Here is a 12690-nt window from a genome sequence, read left to right on the forward strand (position 1 = left end):
GACCGAGAGAACCCTCATGACCAGTGTGCTGTCCACCCCCACCGACACCCCCGACATCGAGTTCGCTTCTCGAGACCGGATATCCACCCTTCAGCTGGAGCGCCTGCAGTGGTCGCTGCAGCATGCGTACGACAACGTTGCTCATTACAAGAAGGCCTTCGACGACGCCGGTGTACACCCGACCGATCTGAAGGATCTGTCGGATCTCGCGAAGTTCCCCTTCACCGCCAAGAAGGATCTACGCGAGAACTACCCGTTCGGGATGTTCGCGGTGCCGCAGGACAAGGTTTCGCGCATCCACGCGTCCTCGGGAACAACCGGCAAAGCCACGGTCGTCGGCTACACCGCGAACGACATCAGCAACTGGGCCGACCTGATCGCCCGCAGTCTCCGGGCCGGTGGCGTCAAGCCGTCGGACAAGGTGCACGTCGCCTACGGCTACGGCCTCTTCACCGGCGGTCTCGGCGCACATTACGGTGCAGAACGCCTGGGCTGCACCGTCATTCCGATGTCCGGTGGCATGACCGATCGTCAGATCCAGCTGATCGAGGACTTCGAGCCCGACGCCATCATGGTCACGCCGTCCTACATGCTCACGATCGTGGACGCGATGGTCAAGAAGGGCATCGACCCGGCCAAGACCTCGCTGAAGACCGGCGTCTTCGGCGCGGAACCCTGGACCGAGGAGATGCGCAAGGAGATCGAGAAGACTCTCGACATGGACGCCGTCGACATCTACGGCCTGTCCGAGGTCATGGGACCGGGCGTCGCGATGGAATGCGTCGAAACCAAGGACGGACTCCACATCTGGGAGGATCATTTCTACCCGGAGGTCATCGACCCGGTGACCGGCGAGGTTCTGCCCGACGGCGAGGAGGGTGAATTGGTGTTCACGTCCTTGTCCAAGGAGGCGATGCCGATCATCCGGTACCGCACCCGCGATCTGACGCGACTGCTGCCAGGTACGGCTCGCACGATGCGTCGGATGCAGAAGGTCACCGGCCGCACCGACGACATGATCATTCTGCGTGGCGTCAATCTCTTCCCGACTCAGATCGAGGAGCTGATTCTCACCGTTCCCGCCCTCGCTCCGCAGTTCCAGTGCGTGCTCGAACGCGCCGGACGCATGGACACCCTGACCGTCCTCGTCGAGGCCCGCCCCGACGCCGCGCTCGACACGCATTCGATGGCGGCGGCAACGCTGAAGAAGCTCGTCAAGGATCGCATCGGCGTCAGCGTCGGAGTCGACGTCGTGGCACCGGCCGCCCTCGAACGGTCCATCGGCAAGGCCCGCAGGCTGATCGACAACCGCCCGGCCGTATGACATGAGCCCGGTGGCACAGGATTTCGAGCACTGGCGCGAGAACGTCTCCACGGCGTTCGTGCCGCTCGACGCTGTGTCCACCGGGCCGTCGTCGTTCGAGGGCACTCTGGTGTCGTCGACTCTGGGATCGCTGCAACTGAGTGAGGTTGCGGGCCGTGAGGTCGATGTCCGGCGCACTCGTGCCACCATCAAGCGTGCCGATCCCGGCTTGATCAAGGTCGGCCTTCAGCTGAGCGGATCCGGGACGATCGTGCAGAACGATCGCGAGGCCGTACTGCATCCGGGCGACTTCGCGGTGTACGACACCAGCGCGCCGTACGATCTGCATTTCGCCGGGGACTTCGCGATGTTCGTGGTGATGTTCCCACGCGAGGCACTGCACCTGGCCTCTCGCGAGTTGACGACCGTCGCCGCCCGTCGAATCGACGGCGATCACGGTGTGGGCGCGCTGGTGTCGCCGTTCCTGCACGGGCTGCGCCGCACCACCGTCGACGGAACACTGCCGACGGCACCGATGCTCGAGAACGCGGTACTCGATCTGCTGTGCGCCGCCCTCGACGATGCTGCACCCGACTACGCACCGGGTTCCACGCTGCTGCTCGAGGCCAAGAGTCTCGTCGAGTCACATCTCGACGATCCGACACTCTCCACCGCCACTCTCGCTGCGCGACTGCATATCTCGGTACGGTACCTGCAGAAACTGTTCGAGTCCGACGGTCGCACGGTGGCGGGCTGGATCAGATCCAGGCGACTCGATCGGTGCCACCGCGATCTCCGCGACCCCCGTTTCGCCGCAGACAGTATCGGAACCATCTGCGCGCGTCACGGTTTGATCGATTCCTCCAACTTCTCGAAACTGTTCAAGGAGACCTACGGCATGTCGCCGCGCGCGTATCGCGCCGAGTGAGCGGGAGCCCTCACGCCATCCCGGACGCAGCGAGTGGGTCCCATCCAACAGTTCGCATCACGTCGTGCATCTGCCGGCGACGTACACCGGTATTACTGCCCTCGATGATCGGGTACGCAGTGGCGTCCGCCAGATACCGCAGTATCGGGAAGCTCGGGTTGTACGCCTCGACACCGACGATCCTGACCAGGTCGTTGATGACCGCGACCGCGGTCTCGGATCCGAAGATCTTGGCGTGCAAAGCCATTTCGAGTGCGCTCGGATGTTGTGACATCACCGCGTCGAGCGCGCGCCACGACAGCAGTCGAACCGCTTCGATCTTGCCTTTCGCATCGGTGAGTACGTCGGCAACCGCTTGATGATCGATGATCGGCACCGTCCCGCCCCTCTTCTCCGACGTGGCGAACGCAAATGCCGCAGCGAAGGCCTGGCGCATGGCAGCGACGGAGAACGTTCCGATCGATGCACCGCTCGCCAAGAAGGCATTGCGAGTCAATTGCACTCCCTGTCCCTCTTCCCCGATCAGGTTGGACCTCGGGATGCGGACGTTGTCGAATGTGACGCGTGAGGTCAGGCAGCCCTTGAGGCCAGGCAGGTCGTACACCTCTTCCACCGAGAATCCGGTCGAGAGCTGTTCGCGCTCGACGACGATGATCGACACGCCGCCGGGAGTCCGGCAGACGACCGTCATGATGTCCGGTCCGAGCCCGTCCCACCCTCCCAGGTGTGACGCCCAGATCTTTTCGCCGTTGAGGACCCAGTGGTCTCCGTCGAGGATTGCGGTCGTCCGGGTGCCTTCGGCAGGCGGCGGCGCGTCGAAATTGGCACTGCCACCGGGTTCGCTGTAGGCCATGGCCGCGACCGGGCTGCCGGCGTCGACCAGGAACGGTGCGACGAAGCGAGCGATCTGCTCCGGGGTCCCGGCCTCGTACACCGGAGCCAGAGCTATCAGGGGACCCGCCAGACTGATCGTGAAATCTGGACTGGCAGAGGCGAATTCTTCGACGAACAGCGCTGCGTCCACACCGCTCGAGGCGAGTCCACCGAACGGAATCGGAATCAAGCCTTTCAGAAATCCCGCTTCCACCGCTTTCTCGAATACCGGTCGGGCCAACAGAGCGCGTTCGAGTGGGTCCGGCGTGGATCGCACCTGTGCGGACAGGTCGTGGAGATAGGTGTCGGCGAACTGACGCGCGCCCTTCTTCAGTGCTTCCTGCTGGTCGGTGAGATCGAAACTGATGGGCATGGGGCGTCCTCTTCCAGTCGGCGAGTTGCAGACTCCCATTTCACCGCCGGAGCACTCCGATGGTCTTGCTGTGCAGCGCAAGACTCTGTGCTGTGTGCGCAACGTCCCCGGGTCCTCACGCCGAGCGGCGCGCCTGTGCCCGATAGTCGCGTGCAGACATCGAGTACAGCTGTCGGAAGGCCCTACTGAACGAGCTCGCATCGACCATGCCGTGGCGAATCGCAATCCGCGAGATACCGGCCGAGTTGTTCGGATCTCTCAGCACAGCGGCGATCGCAGCCAGTCGGTGCTCACGCAACACCGTGGCAAACGACGCTCCCTTGGAAAAGGCGTAGTGGACGGTCCGCGGCGACACCGACAACGCGCGCGCGACAACCGAAACGGACAACTCTGGGTCACCCAGATGCGTGCGGATGTATTCGGTCGCCGCCGCTGTGATCGCGCTCGACGAGTCTGCGGCAGTCCCCCACGTTTCACCGAGAACTGCCGCAACAGTGGCATAGAAAGCGCGCTCGAGATGTAAGCCTGACGACGTCGACTCATCCGGGGCGAGCTCCCACAGAGCTTTCATTATCGACGTCAGTGCCAGGCCGGTACCCGCACACGTATCCAACGGACGTCCGATCGTCGGTGCCTGCGGTAGGCCCGACTGCGCCAGGCAGCTGTGCGGGACCTGGTAGGACATGACGCGCCAGGGACCCTCGTAGTCGAACCAGTACGGACGAGTGGTGTCCACAACGGTGAATTGACCGGGCACGACATTGACGGCACCTGCAGATTCCGTGCGAACCCGACAGGTACCGGCCAATTGGACGTTCACGAAGTAGACGCCCTCACCGGTGTGCGCTACTTCCTTCTCTCCGTGCGCGATGCGTTGCCCTACGGACTCGAGCACGGCGCGATTGGTCGACCCGAGTGGCCTCAATTCGACGCGGGCATCGAAACCGCCGTCGACGATCGACTCGGTCTCGGGTGTGAGCGGAGTGAACTCACGGCAGATCACCTCCCGCCACACCTCGAATCGATCGCTTCGACGGTGGGTGGACAAATCGTGCACGACCATGTCGACTCCGCTCGAATACCGATGACCTCCGCACGAGGCATGCACCATCCATGGTGACGTCACTGCACTTCGGTGACGTCACCTCCACGTTTCGCGGGTGCAACAAGCCTGTCCGGTCCCCTAGCTTCCCAGGATCAGATCCGAGGCCCTCTCTCCCACCATGATGGATGGCGCGTTGGTGTTGCCCGACGGCACCGTGGGCATGATCGACGCGTCCGCGACCCGTAGCCCCTCGACACCGCGGACCCGAAGGTCTGCTCCGACAACGGCATCGACGTCCGACTCGGCTCCCATCTTGCAGGTGCCGACCTGGTGGTGGTACGTACCGGCGGTCTGTCGGACGTAGGCCCGTAGGTCGTCGCGGGTGCGCGCGCTCGGTCCAGGGACCACCTCGGCCTTGCGCCACGGCGCGAACGCGTCGGAGGCACCGATCTCGCGGCAGATCTCGACCGCGTCGACCATGGCCTCCAGGTCGTACGGATCGGCCAGGATGTTCGGATCCGCCAGTGGCAGTTCGCTGGGGTCCGAGGACGCCAACCGCAGAGTCCCCCGCGAGCGGGGAGCGACGATGCCGGGTGCAATGGTGTATCCGTTCTCGGGCACCGGATATCCGTCGGCGGGGTACGGAATGTGCATGAACAGGGGCTGCAGATCCGGTGCAGCGCCTGCCCATCCGGTACTGCGGGCATACAACTGCGCTTCGAGCAGGTTGTTGGTGCCGGCGGCGAGCGGCTCGAGTGACTCGTAGATGTTGCTCAGCAACAAATGGTCGTGCAGGTTCTCGCCGACGCCCGGCAGGTCGACGACCGTGTCGATTCCGAGTGCTGCGAGGTGCGCTGTTGGCCCGATTCCACTGAGCAGCAATGCCTTCGGAGAGCCCAGTGCCCCACCACACAGGATCACCTCGTGGTCGGCGAACGCACGCTGCGGTTCGGTATCGCCGCGGCTGAACTCGATTCCCACAGCTCGGCCGTTCTCGAACACCACCTTGTGCACGAGCGCCCCGGTGGTGACGGTCAGATCGGGATTGTTCAGCACCGGTCCGACGAAGCTCTTCCACGCGCTCATTCGTTCGCCATCACGGGTGGTGGTGTGGTTGTAGCCGGCACCCACCATCTCGTCGGCGTTGAAGTCGTCGATCAGCTTGTGGCCGTGTTCGACTGCCGCGTCGACGAAGGCCGCCGCCAGCGGATGCGGGGTACCCATGATGGACACCGGCAGTGGCCCGTCGCCGCCGTGGAACTCGTTGGCACCGAGCTCGTGCGACTCCGAACGCTTGAACAGAGGCAGCACGCTCTCCCAGGCCCACCCGGCGTCACCGGTGACCGACGCCCACCCGTCGTAGTCGCTGGAATGCCCTCGCACGTAGATCATTCCGTTGAGGGACGAGCTGCCGCCGAGTACGCGTCCGCGCGGCCAGAAGATACGCCGATCGTTGGCGTGTCTCTGCGGGGTGGTGAACAGTCCCCAGTCCTGCGAGCCGCCCAACAGCGTCGGCCAGCCCTGCGGGGAGTGAATCGCCGGGTCGGTGTCCACGGGACCGGCCTCGATCACGTGCACGGTGTGTCCTGCGTCGAGAAGCCTCCTGGCGATGACGCTTCCTGCTGATCCTGCTCCGACTACGATGTAATCCGTCGACATGCGCTACTTCTTTCTGTTGTGACCGTCGACACAACAGTGGCCGAGTCCGCGAACACATACTTGTGACTGCGCGCACACATTATGGGTCAGATGCGCACCGGGAGCGGAGCCTGCAGGAGCGACCAAGTGGGGGGAGCCTCGGTCAGAAGGCCATCGGTGCCATTCCCAGGATCATCAGTGCGGAACCTGCTGTCACTCGTCGCCCAGGCGGGTTCGTGCGCAGCAAATGGATCGTCACGGCCATCCACCCCAACAGGAGCAGCGCGGCGATGATCCTCGGATCGGCCTCGACTCCGTGCCGGTGCCGCGTCGTCGCCTGCGATTCCGACTGGGAGTGCATGGGCGGCAGCATCATCAGCAGCACGGCCATGCAAGTCAGGTCCACCGCGCATGGAATCGATCGGGTTCTGTTCGGCCGGTCCGCGGTGACGTGTACGGCAGCCGCAACTAGAGCGAGTATCGATATCAGCGCCATGGATGGGTCGGTACCGAAGGCCACCATGGCTGCCATGACGGTGCCCATGCACAGGTGAGCCCACCGCACCCGCCCCGTGTGCTTGCCACGTCCGAGCAGCGGGAGAACAGCACCCACTGCACCGAGCGCCATCAGCACCGTCATGACCATCGGTGTCAGACCTCCGTCGTCTCGAGAGTTCGACTCCGAGTCGCTCGTGCCGTCACTGTTCCTCCCACGAAGAATGCCACGACGACGATCAACAGAAGGGCAGCGAGCACTCCCGAACCACCGATCAGCAGCGTGAAATTGTCCAGCACGAGACTCAGAATCGCCACCAATCCCAGGGTTCCGAGTGCCGGGGCGACGACGGTGTGCCAGGTGCGCGTATCCACGGTCGATCGACGGAAGAACGCGATGATCGCGCCGCCCGTGAGGATCATCAGAACCAGGATGCTCACGGTGGCCAGTCCGGACATCCAGGTGAACAGTTCCAGCACCGGATCTGCGCCTGCTGCCGCGAAGAGCATGAGAACCACTCCTGCCGAGGCGGTCTGGAACAGTGATCCCATGTGCGGGGAGCCGTGCCGAGAGTGAGTGCGTGCCAACATCGACGGGGCGACGCCCTTTCGGGCCAGTGCGAATACGTATCGTCCGATTGCGTTGTGGAACGCGAGCAGGGCGGCGAAGAGACTGGTGACCAACATGATTTCCATGATGTCCGCCGACATCGGGCCCAGGTACTGCGCGGCAGCGGCGAAGGTCAATCCCGCCGTGTCGTCGGCAGCGGCCTGCGCGACGGATGCAGTGCCGAAAGCGAGTACGACGGCCCAACTCGACACCGCGTACACCAGTCCGATGGTCACAACAGCGGCGTAGGTCGCGATCGGAACGGTCCGCGTGGGGTTACGCGCCTCCTCGCCGTAGATCGCGGTGGCCTCGAACCCGATGAAGGACGCGATGGCGAACATCAGGGCGATTCCAGGTGATCCGCTGAAGAAGGCCGAGGGCGTGAACGATTCGACGTCGATACCGGCGGCACCGCCTTGGACGAACACCGCGATCGACAGGATCACGATGATGCCGATCTCCAGCACCAGCAGGACCCCGAGCACCTTGGCACCGAGATCGATGCTGCGGTAGCCGAGCAGCGCCACGATCGCGACGAGACCGAGCGCCCACAACCACCACGGCAGGTCGGGTCCGCCGTACTTCACGACCAGGCTGTCGACGGTCGATGCAGCAAGGCCGTAGATGCCCGCTTGAATGGCGGTGTACGTCAGCAGCGCCAGACCCGCGGCGCCGAGGCCCACGGTTCTCCCGAGCCCCTTCTCCACGTAGGCGTAGAACGCACCGGTGTCCACCATGTGTCGGCTCATGGCCGCGTACCCGACGCTGAAGATCAGCAGGACGATCGCCGCGACAATGTAGGCGAGCGGAGCGCCCGCTCCGTTGCCTGTCGCGATCATGACCGGCAGGGCCCCACCGATGGCGGTCAGCGGCGCTGCAGCGGCGATGACCAGGAATACGATCCCGACGACGCCGATGGAACCGCGTAGCGCACCGGCCGTCGAATTCGATTGGCTATCAGACATTCTGCTCACCGCCCGCGCAGCTCGAGACGGCACAGTGCGCAGAGGTCGTTCTCGGCACATCGAGGGTGGGGTTGCGATCGAAGAATCCTGCAGGCTTCAGTTTGAAGCCGGTGTAGTCCACCGGCATGATCGGCCAGTCCTCCGGCCTCGGGAAGTGCGTGAGCCCGAACGTGTGCCACAGCACGATGTCCTCGTCGATGAGGCTACGGTCTGCTCGCACGAACTCGGGCAGACCGGCTCCACCGTGATGCTGATTGACGAAGTCACCTGCGGCATAACGTTCTTTGCGATCGAACCTGGTCACCCAGAGATGCTTGGTGGCGAATGTGGCGCGTCGCGCGATCGACGAGTTGTCGTCGGCGAGAAGCAGCGGCTGCCCCTCGGGGTGCAGCGTGTATCCGACGGGCTTTCCGAGCCGGCTCAGCGAGGTGGGATTGGTGACGTGCCAGACGCGGCCCACCGTGCCGTCGGCGATGCGTTGTGCCTCGGATTCCGTGGCCAGTGGGGTGTGTTGCAAAGCAAAGGCGTTGCCGTGCAGGTTGTCCGGCCCCATCGGCACTCGGCGAGTCTCGATCTCCTCGACGGAGTTGCCGATACCGTCGACCATCATGTCGAGTCGCGCACTGAACAGGTGCTGATGGCACGGCGCTCCGAGTCCCGGGGCGATCTGCGTCGCGTACGGGTAGTCACCACCGGGATGCCCCGACGTGAACACGATTCCCGTTGCCTTGACCTCGAATTCGATGGTGCCGTCGAGGTAGAGATACCAGAAGAACCCGTAGTCGTAGTTGCCGATGGTGGTGAAGAAGGAGATCACGAGTCGGCGCTGACGACGGGTCTCGTGCGAGCCCGACCACAGATCGGTGTGCTTCCACAGCACCCCGAAATCCTCTTCGTGCATGCACACGGCGTTGGTCAGCATTTTGGGATTGCCGAATTCGTCGGCGATCACGGCGTCGAAGTACGTGATGTCGCCGACGCAGTCGCAGCCGAGTTCGAGTGAGTTCGCGTACCGTCCCACCAGGTACTCACCGGTATCGAAGTAGTTCTGCCAGGACCGAACGGGCGATGGATCGCCATAGGGGACAACCATTTCGGCGATCGAAGCGCGGTGGACGATCGGCCGGACGGTACCGGCGTCCTCGAACCCGATCTGGTGCAGTACCAGACCTTCTCGCACATCGAAGCCGACTCGGAAGGACCACTTCTCCCAGTCGACGCGATTGCCCCGAACCGTGAAGCTCGGACCGTCGGGTTGGGTGATCTCGATGGGCTTCTGCGTGCTGCGCAGCGGGCCGGTGACGGACAGATCGTCGAAGTTGCCCGACTCCTCCGGGACGGGAACCACACCCAGGTCGACAACCTTGTCCACCGTCCGATTCATCACGTCCACGAAGGCGACCAGTCCGTCGATGGGATGCGCCCACGCGTGATCGGCGGGGTAGTCCTGCCGAAAAGCCAAGCCGCGCAGTATGCGTCGACCATGCTCGCCCGGGTAGTCGAATACGCCTGCCGACAGGGGAGCCACTCGAACGTCGGCTACGTCCAGTCCGCGCGCGGCCAGTGCGGCAAGCCAGTCCGGGTCGGTGGAGAGCACACTCTCGACGAGCTCGAATTCCTCGTCGAGCACCGGCATCTGGCCGTCACGGATCGCGTCGAGCCGGGTGGAGCCGATCACCTGGTGCTCGTCGAGGGACACGAGAAGGTCGACGGCGTCGGGTGTCGAAATGTCGTGCAACAGCACCCGGAAGGTGCGTCGGGTGGTCGGTTCCGCGACATACAGCTCGGCCTTGTCCGGTTCGTCCAGTCCGACGTAGACGAACCGGGTTGCGGCAGTGACGAATCCGGCGGCGTCGACGATGTCTCGAACCTGTGCGATCTCGTCTTCGGTGGGCAACGACAAGGCGTGGTCGATTGCGTGGGGCGTGAGGGTTGGCATGGATGTTCCTCGAGGTCGGGTGTTGGTTCTACAGACGTTGAATAACGAAGGCATGCGGGACCATGAGTCGCCCGCACACAGGGTGGTTACAGCTGAGCTATGAACCGGTCGAGCATCTCGAACTGCCGGCCGGCAGTGGTGTCATCGGGGGTGAGCACGCCGAGAATCTGCATACCCATCATCATGTTGAGCAGCATTTCGACAGCGAGATCGACATCGAAGTCGCCGGCGTCGCCTTCTGCGCGAGCCTGCTCGAGAAACTCCGCCATCCGCGCCCGCCACGACACCAGGGATCGATGGTTCGTGTCGTCCATGTGCTCGTCGTACATCGCGCGCTGCCACAGCGAGACTGCAATTCTCGCCTCGAGCAGAGTCTCTTCGGTCGTCGGCATCACTTCTCGACAGAAGATGCGGAGGGCTTCGAATCCCGTTGCATCGCCGAGCGCTTCGTCGATGCGGCGGTTCGTTGCCTCGAAGACGTGCTCGAATGCGGTGCGAAGTATCTCGTCCTTGCCCGCGAAGTAGTGGCTCAGCGCGCCGTTCGTGTATCCCGCCTCGGTCGCGATGTCCCGCATGTTCGCGGCATCGATCCCCTTGGCAGCGATCAAACGCCAGGTTGCCGCGGTGATCGCGCGGCGGCGTTCGTCGTGATCCACGAGCTTCGGCACAGCCCTACGGTAGCGGCTCCCTGCTCGGACCTAGGGTTCGGGCATCGTCATCATCGCCTTCCGATCCGTTCGGACGTTGTTCTACGTCCGTTGAACTAAATCTTGCGACCTGCTCGTTACGAATCGCGCTTCCGTCGGTAAACACCGCGTTACCCCACGTGAGCGGAACCTCGACCCCTGCTACGAAGTTCCGCTCACCTGCGCAAGCTCTAGAGAACGATTGTGACGACCTTCTCCTCGGTGTTGGCCTCGATACCGGCCCACCCGAGTTCACGGCCCGTGCCACTGGATTTCATTCCGCCCCAGGGGAGCGCGGGATCGATTGCCGCCCAACCGTTCACCCACACGGCACCGGAACGAACCTGCGCGGCCAGCGTGTGCGCCCTCGACACGTCGCGGGTCCAGATCGAGGCGGCCAGCCCGTACACCGTGCCGTTGGCGATGGCAATGGCCTCGTCGGCGGTGTCGAACGGAATCACCGTTCCGACGGGCCCGAAGATCTCCTCCTGCGCGATCTTCATGTTGTTGTCCGCGTCGGCGAAGATCGTCGGCTCGACGAAATACCCTGCGCCGTCGGGCCGCCCGCCGCCCGCCGCCACCCGTGCTCCGCCGTCGCGTCCGGCCTGGATGTACCCGAGGACACTGTCGCGTTGGGTGGCATTGACCAGTGCGCCCATCGTCGTCGACGGATCGAACGGATCACCCAACACCTGAGCCGACGCCGCAGCGGCCAAACCATCCACCACCTGCGAGTACAGCGAGCGATGCACGAGCACTCGGGTTCCGGCAGCACACACCTGGCCCTGATTGAAGAACAGTCCCATCGCGGTTCCGTTGATCGCCGCCTCGAGATCCGCGTCCTCGAGAATGATCTGCGGGGACTTTCCGCCGAGTTCGAGCGTGGTCCGCTTGAACGTATCAGCAGCCTTCTTGGCGATGAGCTTGCCGACGCGAGGACTGCCGGTGAAGCTGATCTTGTCGACGTCCGGATGCCCGACCAAAGCGTCTCCGGTCACTTCCCCCCGTCCCGGAACGACATTGACCACTCCGGCAGGTACACCCGCCTCGTCGATCAGACGAGCCAGATGCAGGATGGACAACGGCGCGTCCTCCGGCGGCTTGATCACCACGGTGTTTCCCGCCGCCAGCGCAGGCGCGAGCTTCCACCCGGCGATCATCAACGGGGTGTTCCACGGGACGATCATGCCGATCACGCCGACGGGCTCGCGCACGGTGTAGGAGTGCGTCGGCTGCCCGAAGTAGCCCGCAGTGGGGATCGAGCTGCCGATGATCTTGTCGGCCCAGCCGGCGAAGTGCCGGAAAGTGGCTGCGGCATTGGGGATGTCGAGCATGGCCGGTTGGCCCACCGGCTTGCCGACATCGAGAGCCTCGAGCCGCGCCAGCAGATCCCCGTCCCGCTCGATGAGGTCGGCGATCCGGTTGAGCAGCTTCCCCCGAGTCGCACCGGGGGTCGCGCCCCACTCTCCACCCAGTTGTGCGCGGGCCGCACGCACCGCGGCATCGACGTCCGACGCGGTGGCCGCCGCAACCTCGGCCAGTGTCTGTTCCGTCGTGGGGTTGATGTCGGTGAACGTGCCTCCGTCGGAAGCGCCGTGCCACTGCCCCGCGATGTAGAGCTCGGTGGCGGTGTCGGTCGGCAACGTCGGTGCGGCCGATTCCTGGACTGCAGTCATGTTTGTTGGCTCCTTCTCGGGCGCCGATAGCGGCACCTGTGGCGTGTCCGGTCCAGACTGCGCCCGGACAGGCGAGAAGGTCTTGTGTGATCGCGCACACATTGTGCGGCAGATGCGCACCGTCCTCAGCCCCGAGCCAACGGGCCGGGATGACGAACA

Annotated in this window: 10 protein-coding genes; 2 read left to right on the forward strand and 8 right to left on the reverse strand. The window is 64.2% G+C overall.

Translation table 11 applies throughout. The annotated features are described in order from the left end of the window. Positions 1-16 precede the first annotated feature (16 nt). Together paaK and CH302_RS22700 are read left to right on the forward strand one after the other, a co-directional pair. A complete protein-coding gene (gene paaK / locus CH302_RS22695; RefSeq protein WP_037187538.1) occupies positions 17-1324 on the forward strand; it encodes a phenylacetate--CoA ligase PaaK in 1308 nt (435 codons plus the stop codon). Position 1325: 1 nt separating this feature from the next. Further along, a complete protein-coding gene (locus CH302_RS22700) occupies positions 1326-2231 on the forward strand; it encodes a helix-turn-helix domain-containing protein (RefSeq protein ID WP_037187535.1) in 906 nt (301 codons plus the stop codon). A gap of 10 nt (positions 2232-2241) precedes the next feature. Here CH302_RS22700 and CH302_RS22705 read toward each other — a convergent pair whose 3' ends face one another. The 8 genes from CH302_RS22705 to styD form a co-directional block, all read right to left on the reverse strand. Beyond that, on the reverse strand, positions 2242-3477 hold the full coding sequence (locus CH302_RS22705; protein WP_037187532.1) for an acyl-CoA dehydrogenase family protein: 1236 nt from the start codon (positions 3475-3477) through the stop codon (positions 2242-2244). Between the two features lie 115 nt (positions 3478-3592). Further along, positions 3593-4540, reverse strand: coding sequence for a helix-turn-helix domain-containing protein (locus tag CH302_RS22710; RefSeq protein ID WP_176460758.1), 948 nt, complete (start codon positions 4538-4540; stop codon positions 3593-3595). A gap of 120 nt (positions 4541-4660) precedes the next feature. Continuing rightward, a complete protein-coding gene (locus tag CH302_RS22715; RefSeq protein WP_037187527.1) occupies positions 4661-6181 on the reverse strand; it encodes a GMC family oxidoreductase in 1521 nt (506 codons plus the stop codon). 142 nt (positions 6182-6323) lie between these two features. After that, the gene (locus CH302_RS22720) at positions 6324-6806 is read right to left on the reverse strand and encodes a DUF5134 domain-containing protein (protein WP_037187526.1); all 483 of its coding nucleotides are present in this window, start codon (positions 6804-6806) and stop codon (positions 6324-6326) included. 5 nt (positions 6807-6811) lie between these two features. After that, positions 6812-8230, reverse strand: a complete 1419-nt coding sequence (locus tag CH302_RS22725) for an APC family permease (RefSeq protein WP_037187524.1) — start codon at positions 8228-8230, stop codon at positions 6812-6814. Then, positions 8223-10169 (reverse strand): primary-amine oxidase, encoded by a 1947-nt coding sequence (locus tag CH302_RS22730; protein ID WP_037187521.1) that lies wholly within the window; start codon positions 10167-10169, stop codon positions 8223-8225. Before CH302_RS22730 ends, CH302_RS22725 begins: the two co-directional genes overlap by 8 nt. Positions 10170-10255: 86 nt before the next feature. Further along, positions 10256-10825 carry a TetR/AcrR family transcriptional regulator gene (locus tag CH302_RS22735; RefSeq protein ID WP_082323530.1) on the reverse strand — a complete coding sequence of 190 codons (570 nt, stop codon included), beginning with the start codon at positions 10823-10825 and terminating at the stop codon, positions 10256-10258. Positions 10826-11046: 221 nt separating this feature from the next. Then, positions 11047-12531 carry a phenylacetaldehyde dehydrogenase StyD gene (gene styD / locus CH302_RS22740; protein ID WP_037187518.1) on the reverse strand — a complete coding sequence of 495 codons (1485 nt, stop codon included), beginning with the start codon at positions 12529-12531 and terminating at the stop codon, positions 11047-11049. Between the last annotated feature and the right edge of the window lie 159 nt (positions 12532-12690).

Source organism: Rhodococcus sp. 15-2388-1-1a, assembly GCF_002259145.1.
Taxonomy (GTDB): domain Bacteria; phylum Actinomycetota; class Actinomycetes; order Mycobacteriales; family Mycobacteriaceae; genus Rhodococcoides.

What these genes read in the sequence shown, in the direction of transcription:
- CH302_RS22730 (WP_037187521.1), bottom strand. Translation starts at nt 10,169, where the DNA reads ATGCCAACCCTCACGCCCCACGCAATCGACCACGCCTTGTCGTTGCCC.
- CH302_RS22720 (WP_037187526.1), bottom strand. Translation starts at nt 6,806, where the DNA reads ATGGTCATGACGGTGCTGATGGCGCTCGGTGCAGTGGGTGCTGTTCTC.
- CH302_RS22700 (WP_037187535.1), top strand. Translation starts at nt 1,326, where the DNA reads ATGAGCCCGGTGGCACAGGATTTCGAGCACTGGCGCGAGAACGTCTCC.
- styD (WP_037187518.1), bottom strand. Translation starts at nt 12,531, where the DNA reads ATGACTGCAGTCCAGGAATCGGCCGCACCGACGTTGCCGACCGACACC.
- CH302_RS22710 (WP_176460758.1), bottom strand. Translation starts at nt 4,540, where the DNA reads ATGGTCGTGCACGATTTGTCCACCCACCGTCGAAGCGATCGATTCGAG.
- paaK (WP_037187538.1), top strand. Translation starts at nt 17, where the DNA reads ATGACCAGTGTGCTGTCCACCCCCACCGACACCCCCGACATCGAGTTC.
- CH302_RS22715 (WP_037187527.1), bottom strand. Translation starts at nt 6,181, where the DNA reads ATGTCGACGGATTACATCGTAGTCGGAGCAGGATCAGCAGGAAGCGTC.
- CH302_RS22705 (WP_037187532.1), bottom strand. Translation starts at nt 3,477, where the DNA reads ATGCCCATCAGTTTCGATCTCACCGACCAGCAGGAAGCACTGAAGAAG.
- CH302_RS22725 (WP_037187524.1), bottom strand. Translation starts at nt 8,230, where the DNA reads ATGTCTGATAGCCAATCGAATTCGACGGCCGGTGCGCTACGCGGTTCC.